Genomic DNA, 12,061 nt, shown 5'->3' on the forward strand with positions numbered 1-12,061 from the left:
TTATTTAGATCAGGAGTGTCAGCTATGCCCGTGACCGGTGCAGGCTTTATCAAACGTCTGGCTCAGTTGTCTGTCTGTGCCGGTATGGTGCTGGTTCCAGTTGTCGCGCAGGCGGCAGAAGACGATCCGTGGGAAGGCGTCAACCGTGCCATCTTCCGCTTCAACGATGTCGTTGATACCTACACACTCAAGCCACTGGCGAAGGGTTATCAGTACGTCGCGCCTCAATTCGTCGAGGACGGTGTGCACAACTTCTTCAACAACATTGGTGACGTAGGCAACCTTGCCAACGATGTACTGCAAGCCAAACCAGCGGCCGCCGGTGTCGACACCGCCCGCCTGATTTTCAACACCACCTTCGGCCTGCTGGGCTTCATCGACGTGGGCACCCACATGGGCCTGCAGCGCAATGACGAAGACTTCGGCCAGACCCTCGGTCACTGGGGTGTCGGCAGCGGTCCTTTCGTCGTGATCCCTCTGCTGGGTCCGAGCACTGTGCGTGATGCCTTCGCCAAGATTCCGGACACCTACACCACGCCATATCGCTACATCGACCACGTGCCGACCCGTAACACTGCGCTGGGCGTGAATCTGGTCGATACCCGCGCCAGCCTGTTGTCGGCCGAGCGCATGATCAGCGGCGACCGTTACACCTTCATTCGCAATGCGTATCTGCAGAACCGCGAATTCAAGGTCAAGGACGGGCAGGTCGAAGACGATTTTTGATCGTTTTTGCGTAGCGTGATAATGAATAAAGGCGACCAAGGGTCGCCTTTATTGTTTTTCCGGAATGTGAACCATGACTCACTTCATGGACACGATAGACAGGCCCAGTTTCTGTCCGCCGCCTTCTTCGTCCGTTACCCAGACCACTTCAGTATCAGCTTCCAGGCCCTTGAGCGCAGGATGATCGGAATCAATGCTGACGTTCAGCTTGTCTCCGACGCTGAACGAGCGGGGCGCCTGGACCTGCATGCCGGAGCTTGAAAGGTCAATGCACACGGCGGGAATAACCTGTCCCGCATGGATCAGGTTGACGTCTGCGTCGACGCGCATGCGGATGTAATCCCTTTTCTCCTCGTAGTCGCGATCGGTTCGACTCATGTCCAGTCCTTCGTTTTGGTTGCTGATGTGACCGTTCTTATAACTCCCGGCGATTTGCGATGTAAAGAGCGCAAAGTCCGCGCCGGAGTACGCTTGAAACGCCCGTCGGATGGGAGTACCGTCTGCGCCTTGAAGGGCACCTCTGAAACACGATGCGCAACATTGTTGTGCACGGATCGTTTAAGAGAGGCTAGAAGCGAATCCAGTAAGCAGGTTCCGGTTAACCGGGCCGCCTACGCAAACCTGATCTGGCGCCGTTTGCCCACATGCCAAAAACCAGTGCCACGCTGCTGATAATCGACGACGATGAAGTCGTGCGCGCAAGCCTTGCCGCCTATCTGGAAGACAGTGGCTTCAGCGTCCTGCAGGCAAGTAACGGCTTGCAGGGTATTCAGATATTCGAGCAGAAAACCCCTGATCTTGTGGTCTGCGACCTGCGCATGCCTCAGATGGGTGGTCTTGAGCTGATTCGTCAGGTGACGTCCATCGCTCCGCAAACGCCGGTCATCGTCGTTTCCGGCGCGGGCGTCATGAGCGATGCGGTCGAAGCCCTGCGTCTGGGCGCCGCCGATTACCTGATCAAGCCACTTGAAGACCTGGCCGTGCTCGAGCATTCAGTGCGTCGAGCGCTGGACCGTGCGCGCCTGCTCAAGGAAAACCAGGTCTACCGCGAGAAACTGGAAACAGCCAATCGCGAGCTTGAAGCCAGCCTCCATCTGCTTCAGGAAGATCAGGATGCGGGCCGTCAGGTGCAGATGAACATGTTGCCGATCACGCCATGGGCGATCGACGAGTTTCAGTTCGCGCACCAGATCATTCCCTCGTTGTACCTGTCAGGCGATTTTGTCGACTATTTCCGGGTGGATGAGCGACGCGTTGCGTTTTATCTGGCCGATGTATCCGGGCATGGCGCCTCTTCGGCATTCATCACTGTATTGCTGAAGTTCATGACCACGCGGTTGCTGTTTGAATCCAAGCGTGGCGGAACCTTGCCGGAGTTCAAGCCCTCCGATGTATTAGGGCACATCAACCGCGGGCTGATCAGTTGCAAACTGGGCAAGCACGTGACCATGGTTGGCGGTGTCATCGATGAAGAGTCGGGCAAGCTGACCTATGCCGTTGGCGGCCATCTGCCGCTGCCGGTGCTGTACACCGAGGGTCAGACGCGTTATCTGGAAGGACGTGGATTGCCGGTCGGGTTGTTCAACGAAGCGACCTATCAGGACCATGAAATGGACCTGCCAGCGTCGTTCAGTCTGACCATGCTGTCTGACGGCATACTCGATCTGCTGCCCGGTGATACACTCAAAGAGAAAGAAGCCGTTTTACCCGAATTGGTGAAGACGGCCGGCGGCAGCCTGGATGGCTTGCGTCAGGTTTTTGAATTGGCAACGCTAGGGGAGATGCCGGATGATATCGCCTTGTTAGTGTTAAGCAGGAATCTTTAATGAGTACCGGTAGAATCCAGTTCGCCGAGCAGGAAGGCACCTTCGTTCTCAAGTTCGTGGGTGAAGTGCGGTTGACGCTGTGTTCGGCCTTGGATGCGACTATCGAGCGAATCTTCACCGCCTTGAATTTTTCGGCGGTGGTGATTGATTTGACCGAGACTCGCAGCATCGACAGCACGACGCTTGGTTTGCTGGCCAAGCTCTCGATCCTGTCCCGTCAGAAAGTGGGTCTGTTGCCAACGCTGGTAACCACTCACGAAGACATCACGCGGTTATTGCAGTCGATGGGTTTCGATCAGGTGTTCAACATCGTCGACCGTCCCATTCCGCGTCCTGAGTGTCTGACTGATCTGCCTTCGCAGGATCAATGCGAGGAAGTGGTCAAGGCCAAGGTGCTTGAAGCGCACAAGATCCTCATGGGGCTCAACGACTCCAATCGTGAAGCCTTCCATGATCTGGTCAACGCGCTCGAAGGTCAGCGCTAACAGCATTCCCTGTCTGTCACGCTGAATGGCGGGCAGCAAAAAGGGCGACCTCCGCAAGGAGGTCGCCCTTTAATGTTTTCAGGCTTTGGCGGAGAGCAGAGCCTCGAGCTTTTCCTGATCGCGAGCGAACTGACGAATACCTTCAGCCAGCTTCTCGGTGGCCATGGCATCTTCGTTCGATGCCCAGCGGAACTGGCTTTCACTCAGTTTTTCGCCAGCCTTGCCATCTTCGCCAGGATTGCCCGGAGCCAGTTTGCGCTCCAGGGTGCCGGTGTCTTCAGCCAGTTGCTTGAGCAGGTCCGGGCTGATGGTCAGACGGTCACAGCCAGCCAGTTGTTCGATCTGGTTCAGGTTGCGGAAGCTTGCGCCCATCACGACCGTCTTGTAATCGTTGGCCTTGTAGTAGTTGTAGATGCGGGTCACGGACTGCACGCCCGGATCTTCGGCACCGGTGTAGTCCTGACCGGACGACTTCTTGTACCAGTCGTAGATACGGCCCACGAACGGCGAAATCAGGAACACGCCTGCTTCGGCGCAGGCAATGGCCTGAGCGAAGGAGAACAGCAGGGTCAGGTTGGTTTGAATACCTTCCTTCTCCAGCTTCTCGGCAGCGCGAATACCTTCCCAGGTGGACGCCAGCTTGACCAGTACGCGATCACGGCTGACATCCGCTTTGTCGTACAAGTCGATGATGCGATGGCTGCGCTCAATCAAGGCGTTGGTATCGAAAGAGAGGCGGGCATCCACTTCGGTGGAAACACGGCCTGGAACGACCTTGAGAATCTCCTGGCCGATGGCGACGGCGAAGCGGTCGCACGCCAGGCCAATGTCACCCTTGCTGCCGCTGAACGCGTCGGCCAGCAGCTGCGAATTGCTCTCGCTCGAAGCGGCCTTGAGCAGCAGGGAAGGGTTGGTGGTAGCGTCCTGCGGCTTGAGGCTTTTGATCGCGCCGAAGTCACCGGTGTCAGCGACAACGGTGGTGAATTGCTTGAGTTGATCCAGCTTGGAAGTCATGAGCGTGCTCTGTCCTGTGCGGTTGGATGACATTACCCGAGCGCTGCCGCCCACTCAAGGCCGTGGCGCATAAGCTTTGCGCATCGGTGGCGTCGAGGGTCGGCATTGTCGCGCAAACCTTGTCGAGAATGGTTTTGAGCCCATGGCGGGCTGCTTGTTCCCTGAACCTTGATTTAAGCGTGCCCCATGGTCGTATGGTGCGGTTTCACTTAACGTATCTGTACTGGACGAATTGAAAGGATTTCCATGACGACCCCGATATTGCATCTTCTGTGCGGCAAAATCGCATCCGGCAAATCAACCCTGGCCCGCACATTGGGCAGCGAAGCCAAGACAATCGTCATCAGCGAAGACCACTGGCTTGCGGCGCTCTATCCTGACGAAATCCGCTCTGTTTCCGACTATGTAAATCGCGCCCGACGTATTCGTGGGGTACTGGAGCCTCTAGTGGTCAGCGTACTGTCGACAGGTGTAAGCGTCGTCCTGGATTTTCCTGCCAATACAATCTCGGATCGAGCCTGGCTTCGTGCGCTCGCCGATGGTGCCCACGTGCAGCATTGTCTGCATTTTCTGAATGTCGATGATGAGACGTGTCGCGCGCGACTGCATGCGCGCAATGCTCGAGGTGAGCACGATTTTGCTGCGACGGACAAAGAGTTCGATCTCATCACCAGCTACTTCACAGCGCCAGACGAACGTGAGGGATTGGTAATCGTGACCTATTAGGCTAGGGCATTCTCACAATTTCTCACAGGCGGCCCGGGGTTCCCTAGGCGCCTGTGAGTGTGTTTATCGAGCAATCAAAGCGACCACTTCAACGAGAACATCACGTTGCGTGGATCTCCGTACACGCCGCTGCCGGTCGCGGTTGGAATGCCCTGCCAGTACTTCTCGTCCAGCACGTTGTTCAGGTTCACCCGGGCGTCCCAGTGCTCGTCGAAGCGGTAGCCCGCCATCAGGCCCACCACCGCATACGAGTCCTGCTCCGAGCGACCGGTGCCGACACGGTTGTAGGTGTCGCTCTGAGCCAGTACGTCGGCCCCGATGCGCAATTTGCTGAAGTCGCCTGACAGGTGATACGTGGTCGCGGCCTTGAACAGGTGCTTGGGTTGCTCGGCTGCGAATCGATCACCCTTGTCGAAGTTACGGTCCTTGACGTACTGGCTCAGCACTAGCGTGTAGGACGCCGAGGCCTGCCAGTTCGGTGTGAGTTCGCCGGTCACTTCTGCGTCGATGCCGCGGCTGCGTACTTCGCCCGCCGCTTCGTAGCAGGTGCGGTTCTGTTGCTGGCAACTGGCGGGCGGGGTGANTAAGCGCGGTTTTCCTGAGTCATGTCGAACAGCGCGAGCGAGGCGTTCAGGCCGCCGTTGAAGTATTCGCCCTTCAAACCGATCTCGTAGCTCTCGCCGGTCATCGGGTCAAGAATGGCACCGCTCACGTCCTGCTGGTTCTGTGGTTTGAAGATCTCGGTGTAACTGGCATAGACCGAGTAGGTGTCGTTCAGGTCGTAGACGATGCCGGCATAAGGTGTGACCTCGCGTGTGACCTTGTAATCGCCGGTATTGGCCGAGCGATTCTGATAGTCGTACCAGCTCACCCGGCTGCCGACGATGATGTGCAGTGGATCGATTGGGTTAAAGCGTGCGGCTGCGTAGATGCCGTCTTCGGTTGCGGTGTTCTGGCTGACATACGCCGTGCGGGTGTTGATGTCCGGCTTGGGAATCACGTTCGGATTGAAGTTGTAGATATCGATGGGCGTCGAGCCGTAGAAACCGCCTTTCTGGTCGAATTTCTCTTCACGGCGACTGACGCCCAGCATCAGGTCATGCTCGCGGCCAAACAGCTTGAAAGGGCCGGACAGCGAGCCATCGATATTGGTCTGCACATCGGTGGTGTCGTACTGACCTGCCGCCTGGCCATAACCGTTGCCGTTAGCCGTCAGGTAGTTGGAATACATGTCCGACTCGGCCCATATCTTCGCCGCTGCGATCTTGCCGCTCCAGCCATTGTCGAACCGGTGAGTCACATCGGTGAATACGCTGACGTTGTCCCGATCCCAGTAAGCCCAGTCGTTGCTCAGGAATGTGGAGCGGGGCAGGCCGAGGTATTGGCCATTTGGACCCGAAGGCAGGCTGCCCCAGTCCGATGTAGCATCGTCACGCTGCTTGGACGCACCGATGGTCCAGGTGGTCGATTCGTTCAGGTCTGCTTCCAGAATTCCGTAGAACGTCTGGCGTTCCTCATCGCGCTCGTCGAGAAAGCTGTTGCCCTTTTCATACGCTGTCACTACCCGACCGCGCAATGTGCCCGAGTCGTTCAGCTTGTTGGAGGCATCCACTTCCGTTCGGTAGCGATCCCAGCTGCCCGCGCTGGTCGTCACGCTGACCTGCGGTATCGCGGTGGGACGCTTGCGGATCAGATTCAGCGTTGCCGATGGGCTGCCCGCGCCCGTCATCAGACCGGTGGCGCCGCGGACCACTTCGACACGGTCGTACATCGCCAGATCGGCCCCGGAAATGGTGTCCAGTGTGAAGGTGCTCACGATGGTCGGCAGACCGTCGTACATCAGGTTGTCGATGCTGAAACCGCGTGCCAGAAACTGCTGACGATCCGTACCGAACTTGCGCAGGATGATGCCCGGCGCGTATTTAACGACATCGTTCAGATCGTTCATGCCTTGATCTTCGATGCGCTGACGTGAAATCACGCTCACCGACTGGGGCGTTTCGCGAATCGACAACGGCAACTTGGTGGCGGTGCTCATGGAGCCGGTGGTGTAGGAACCGCTGCCTTCGGTGGTCGCCATTCCCGCCACGCCTGCTCGCGCATTGATGTCGACATTGTCCAGCGTCAACGCGCTCGACTGAGTCTGGGCAGGCGGATTGGTTTGATCGGGAGCAGCCAGCGCAGCAGTTGATGCACCGATAATCGCAAAAGCGGTCAGCGAAGTGAGCGGACGAAACATTGTGGGGTTCCTACGATGGACCTGAGCGTTTGAAAAGTGGCGAACTACTTGAGCAACGGGGCGCCGGACGTTTGGTCAGCCAGCAGGCTGGTCGCAGGATCCTAACAATTTTTTCACAATTGACTAAATGCTAATTACTCTCAGTTACATTTATATACATATTTGCATTTGATTGTCTCGACGTCGCTCAGGCGTCTGGAAGTGGTGTTGTGAGGCAGGTTGGGTAAAGATGGGGCTTCAAGCCGCAATGATCTGAGGGAACCAGCATGCAATTTCGACGTACATCGGTTGCGAGTGTCATCGCCTTTTCCATCCTCTCCGCTAGCGCTTTCGCGGCGGACATCTCGTCCGAGCAACTACTGAAAAAAGCCGAAACCGAGCAGACAGCCTATCTCGAGACCGTCAAGCAATTGGTCGATGTTGATACCGGCACAGGCCAGGCTCCCGGCCTGAAAACCATCAGCGCGCTGTTGGTGGAACGCCTGAAAGCACTGGGCGCAGAAGTCACCACCACGCCCGCGACGCCCTCTGCCGGTGACAACATCGTTGGAACGATCAAGGGCAGTGGTACCCGATCCTTTCTGCTGATGGTCCATTACGACACGGTATTCGGGCCGGGCACGGCAGCGAAGCGCCCTTTCAAACAGGACGGTGTGCGCGCCTATGGCCCAGGCGTTGCCGATGCCAAAGGTGGCGTCGCAATGATTCTGCATTCCCTGAAGCTTCTGCAGGAGGAGGGTTTCAAGGATTTCGGCACACTCACCGTGCTGTTCAACCCTGATGAGGAAACCGGCTCCAGCGGCTCGAAGAAAATCATCGCCGAACTGGCTCGCCAGCACGATTACGTCTTTTCCTACGAGCCACCTGACAAGGATGCCGTCACCGTTGCCACCAACGGCATCAACGGTGTGATTCTCGACGTCAAAGGCAAGTCTTCACATGCGGGCTCCGCGCCTGAAGCCGGACGCAACGCGGCGATCGAACTGGCGCACCAGATGCTGCAACTCAAGGACCTGGGCGATCCAGCCAAAGGCACCACCGTCAACTGGACCCTGATCAAGGGCGGCGAGAAGCGCAACATCATCCCGTCCAGTGCTTCGGCGGAAGCGGACATGCGCTATTCCGATCTGTCTGAAAGTGATCGTGTCATCGCCGACGCCCAGCGCATCGTGCAGAAGAAACTCATCGACGGCACCGAGGTGTCGGTACGTCTGGAAAAAGGACGCCCACCTCTGGCGAAAAACCCGGGCTCCGAGCAGCTGGCCAAAACCGCCCAGACGCTTTATGGAAAAATCGGGCGCAACATCGAGCCCATCGCCATGCGCTTCGGCACTGACGCAGGCTATGCCTATGTTCCGGGTAGCGAAAAACCGGCCGTGCTCGAAACCATGGGCGTTGTGGGGGCGGGGTTGCATGCCGATGACGAGTACATCGAACTGTCGAGCATCGCCCCCAGGCTTTATCTCACCGTGGCGTTGATCAAGCAGCTTTCGGAGGCCAAACCCTGACGCCATCTGTCGACATATCTTACGTCCAAGGTTGACCTCAGCTCCGATGCGCGATTAACTGTATATGCATACAGTTAATCATAAAAAGGCTCGCATCATGAGTGTCACCTTCCTTGGCCCCTTGTCCGCAGGGGGCATCAAGCTCCCGTTCATCTCCATGTCGTCCGTCGGCTCGCAATCGCCCATCATCGAAAAGCACGTCTCGATAGCGGAGCTCTGCGAAGTGCGCGAACCAGACTTTTTCATTGCTGCAATCCAGGACGACAGCATGCAAGGGGAGCACATCAGCAAGGAAGACATGTTGATTGTCGACCGCGGACGCTACGCCGAGCACGGCGACATCGTCATCGCCTCGCTCAACGAGGCGCAGGTATGCAGGCGTTTGCACATGCGCGGGAATGTCGTGATGCTGGAATCCAGCCACAAGGATTACCCGTCGCAGCCTGTGACGGATAATGATGATCTGATTATTTTGGGGGTGGTGACGCAGAGTGTTAAAAGCTTTTGAGTGCCTGGATGCCTGTCGTATCTGGGCGGCAGTATTGAAATCGTAGTAAGCCGCACGGACTTTGCGACCTATGGTTGGCTTGCTGACGTTGAGTTCAGCGATTCGCGCGATGTTGTCGCTCTTGGCGTCGTGAGTGCCACTATCAGATGTGCCAGTACCCAAAGACTGTTGGCTAGGCAATGATGGTTCCTCGTTGGCGTTCAGGCGGGCAGGGGCATATGAAACTCAAAAATGGTGGTGCAGAAATACTCTCATGTGCTTACCGTTATGACGCACTCGACAGGCTGATCAGCAGCGAATCTGGCAGTATTTGTCAGAGGTTTTACCTTGAAAATCGTTTGGTAAACGAAATCGATTCAGAGTGCTTTCGAACGGTTTTTCGTTATGAAGACATCTTGCTGGCAGAGAGCGTCCTTGATCAGAGAAGCAGTCAAATCGCTCATCTGTTAAAGACAACTGACGGGCAAAGCTCTGTCTTGCATACTCAATTCGCGCGTCGCTCAGACGTTTTCACCTACACCCCTTATGGACACCATGATTCATCGATCAGTCAAGTCGGTCTGCTGCGATTTGTTGGTGAGCGTCCTGAGGGCGTGACCGGCCACTATTTACTGGGGAACGGCTACCGAGCATTTAACCCCGCTTTGATGCGATTCAATACTCCAGATAATCTCAGCCCGTTTGATAAAGGGGGCCTTAATGCCTACGCGTACTGTGGGGGTGATCCGGTTAATCGCTTAGACCCTGACGGACATGTCGCAGTCCTATTCAAGGCTGCGTCCAGGTTTTTAAGCTTGATTGGGCGCACGCCGCGCTCTGCTGCTCTGGTTCCAAGATTGACGCGGAAAGCTTCCGCACTTGTCAAAGCAGGAAGAAACCCTGAACGACTAATTGCCCATGTTGACGAATCTCCGCCGCTCAAGGCGCTTCCTGAGGATCGTCTGGCCACTACACCGCGTGAGCGACACGTTCTGGAAGGCTCTACAGAGGAATTGCTTACCCACCATCGCCGCTATGCAAAATCTACCAAGCAGATGCTAAGTGAAAAACGTAAGGCATTAAGGCGGGAAGCTGTCGAGCGAGATCCAGTCCAGGACTTTTCAAAATCTGGTGCCAAGGAGCGTAGTACCTCTTTGTCAAGATTTGAGCGTTTGCAGCTCAAAATTGCACAGGAGCGAAGACAGGCTGGCAGAGCAGAGCCCGAGTCGTTATTGGGGCAGGCGTATGGGATTAGGAGTAATAGCTCAAACTGGCGATCCATTATTTCCCGGCCGGTTTAAATGCTCGCGTGAGCGCCTTTCCTGCCAAGACGCGGCTGTACGGGGCGTGTAAGAAAGTTGGGCTGATCACGGGTTGTCAAGGCTGTAGGATGATGCTCTTTGCGGTGAACTGTCGGCCCACTGTATCGTCCCCGCCATACCCTGGCCACGTATGGCATAGTTTGGCTACACCCTACGAGGCAATCGTAGAATCCCGCGATACTTCGCCGAGTCACCGATTAAAAATGTCAGCTATAACGCCTCAAGACAAGACCGATTTCTCTCGCCGCTTCTCCGTCGCCCCCATGATGGATGGGATCATCATGTGATAAATTACTTTAAAAATCATATAGTTAAGTGTTTTTATGTGACGTTTTAGCAATTTTTAGCATGCCAAGCATCCTTCCGCCCTCGCACTACCTTCAGATCATTTCCGATAATTGTCATTCCTACGTCAAAGACGTATGATCGCCACCTATGCTTACCATTATTGAATCACCTTTATTTTCCAGGCACTGGCCAGACTATTGGAGTGGAGAGCAGCGGGGTGCCTTCATGGCATTCTTGGCAAATAATCCCGATGTCGGCGCGGTAATACCAGGCTCTGGCGGCTGCCGAAAAGTGTGCTGGAGTATGGATGGCCGTGGCAAGAGTGGCGCAGTGAGGGTGATTTACACCGCTCAACTGCGCAAAGGCGTATTGATTGCACTGCTCATCTACGGCAAGGGCGCTACCGAAAACATCCTTGCGCACATCCTGCGCAGCATCGCAAAGGAGCTGAATCATGGCCCTGACTGAAAAAGAACTGCTTGAGCGAGATGCCAAGCGCAATATTGGCGAAGAATTGTTAGCGGCGATCCAAGACGTCAAAGCCGGTCGGCATGGGGACGTGCATGAGGTCAAAATAACCGAGGCCGCTGAAGCTCGTGGCAAGACCGGATTGTCTCAACCTAAATTTGCTGAGCTGCTGGGTGTCTCCGTCAGGACGTTGCAAGAGTGGGAACAGGGGAGGCGTATGCCGTCTGGAGCCGCGAGATCGCTTTTGCACATCGCAGTCTTGAGGCCGGATGTGTTCCGGGATGTCTTGATGATAGACAATAGTCACGCCGTTCCACGCAACTGATTGGCTTTGGTTGAGATGGCGAGACGTTCGAATCGAATAATCTGCCCTCAGGTTGAAGAACTCCACTTGAGGATTTCGACGCGAGCGGCATCTGTCCGGTCGCCCGGCCTTTGCATTGGTTCGGGCAAGTTGGGTGGCCCATTGCTTCGCGTCGCTGCTCAGGCCCCATCCGACTGTTTTGCTGCCGCCTGGCTGGTTGTGGTTCCCGTTCACCGTCGGGGGGCTAGGCCCCAAGCCAGATGCGGTCGCGCTGATGGGGCGCTCTGCAGTCTGCCGCTGATAGATGACACCAGTGCGCTTCGTGCCCAACAGCCTCAATCAAACCTCCGCGCTTCCTGTAAACTCACCCATCCACGCAACCACCGTTGACGCTGTGGGTCAGCCTTGAGCAAGCTCAGGATGATCGTTTCCCCATTGCTTCTGTTGCTACATCGCTACCGCCGCTTGCTCTTTGTAGCAACGAAAGTAGGAAAACTGTCTCTATTTTGCTAAAAACCACTGATGATCATGCAACCAGAAATCGCCCAAAACCCCCGTCCTACAAGGCCTGCGCTGTCCCGCCGCTTCTCCGTCGCCCCGATGATGGATTGGACCGATAGGTCAAATTTAGCCAATATCTACGGGGTTTGGCCAATGTCAGCCTTCTA

At 56.1% G+C, this 12,061-nt stretch carries 11 protein-coding genes and 1 pseudogene; 9 read left to right on the top strand and 3 right to left on the bottom strand.

Features of this window, described 5'->3' with window-relative positions; all coding sequences use genetic code 11:
* Positions 1-24: 24 nt before the first annotated feature.
* Entirely contained in the window at positions 25-726 is a 702-nt protein-coding gene (locus AO065_RS06260; protein ID WP_004881035.1) for an MlaA family lipoprotein, read from the top strand.
* Between the two features lie 78 nt (positions 727-804).
* Here the strand turns inward: AO065_RS06260 and AO065_RS06265 are convergent, their stop codons facing one another.
* Positions 805-1,104: a PilZ domain-containing protein gene (locus AO065_RS06265; RefSeq protein ID WP_004881036.1), complete on the bottom strand. Its 300-nt coding sequence runs from the start codon at positions 1,102-1,104 to the stop codon at positions 805-807.
* A gap of 266 nt (positions 1,105-1,370) precedes the next feature.
* Here AO065_RS06265 and rssB point away from each other — a divergent pair, with 266 nt between their 5' ends.
* Together rssB and rssC are read left to right on the top strand one after the other, a co-directional pair.
* Complete coding sequence (gene rssB, locus AO065_RS06270; protein WP_004881038.1) at positions 1,371-2,552, top strand: two-component system response regulator RssB; 1,182 nt, start codon at positions 1,371-1,373, stop codon at positions 2,550-2,552.
* On the top strand, positions 2,552-3,037 hold the full coding sequence (rssC, locus tag AO065_RS06275) for an anti-sigma factor antagonist RssC (RefSeq protein WP_004881040.1): 486 nt from the start codon (positions 2,552-2,554) through the stop codon (positions 3,035-3,037). Before rssB ends, rssC begins: the two co-directional genes overlap by 1 nt.
* Positions 3,038-3,115: 78 nt before the next feature.
* Here the strand turns inward: rssC and tal are convergent, their stop codons facing one another.
* Positions 3,116-4,051, bottom strand: coding sequence for a transaldolase (gene tal / locus AO065_RS06280; RefSeq protein ID WP_004881043.1), 936 nt, complete (start codon positions 4,049-4,051; stop codon positions 3,116-3,118).
* A gap of 246 nt (positions 4,052-4,297) precedes the next feature.
* Between tal and AO065_RS06285 the strand changes: the two genes are divergently transcribed.
* Positions 4,298-4,777 (top strand): P-loop nucleotide/nucleoside kinase family protein, encoded by a 480-nt coding sequence (locus tag AO065_RS06285; protein WP_004881045.1) that lies wholly within the window; start codon positions 4,298-4,300, stop codon positions 4,775-4,777.
* 74 nt (positions 4,778-4,851) lie between these two features.
* Here the strand turns inward: AO065_RS06285 and AO065_RS06290 are convergent.
* Positions 4,852-7,016 (bottom strand): annotated as a pseudogene (locus tag AO065_RS06290) (TonB-dependent siderophore receptor).
* A gap of 266 nt (positions 7,017-7,282) precedes the next feature.
* Between AO065_RS06290 and AO065_RS06295 the strand changes: the two are divergent.
* The 5 genes from AO065_RS06295 to AO065_RS06310 all read left to right on the top strand — a co-directional run bounded on the left by AO065_RS06295 (position 7,283) and on the right by AO065_RS06310 (position 11,414).
* On the top strand, positions 7,283-8,524 hold the full coding sequence (locus tag AO065_RS06295; RefSeq protein WP_004881049.1) for a M20/M25/M40 family metallo-hydrolase: 1,242 nt from the start codon (positions 7,283-7,285) through the stop codon (positions 8,522-8,524).
* Positions 8,525-8,621: 97 nt separating this feature from the next.
* Entirely contained in the window at positions 8,622-9,032 is a 411-nt protein-coding gene (locus tag AO065_RS06300) for a LexA family protein (protein ID WP_004881052.1), read from the top strand.
* A 218-nt stretch (positions 9,033-9,250) separates the two neighbouring features.
* Positions 9,251-10,312 carry an RHS repeat-associated core domain-containing protein gene (locus AO065_RS26480; protein ID WP_004881054.1) on the top strand — a complete coding sequence of 354 codons (1,062 nt, stop codon included), beginning with the start codon at positions 9,251-9,253 and terminating at the stop codon, positions 10,310-10,312.
* 456 nt (positions 10,313-10,768) lie between these two features.
* Entirely contained in the window at positions 10,769-11,089 is a 321-nt protein-coding gene (locus AO065_RS06305) for a hypothetical protein (RefSeq protein WP_032650680.1), read from the top strand.
* Positions 11,076-11,414 (top strand): helix-turn-helix domain-containing protein, encoded by a 339-nt coding sequence (locus AO065_RS06310; protein WP_004881057.1) that lies wholly within the window; start codon positions 11,076-11,078, stop codon positions 11,412-11,414. Before AO065_RS06305 ends, AO065_RS06310 begins: the two co-directional genes overlap by 14 nt.
* Positions 11,415-12,061 lie beyond the last annotated feature (647 nt).

This window comes from Pseudomonas viridiflava (assembly GCF_001642795.1).
Classification (GTDB): domain Bacteria; phylum Pseudomonadota; class Gammaproteobacteria; order Pseudomonadales; family Pseudomonadaceae; genus Aquipseudomonas; species Aquipseudomonas viridiflava.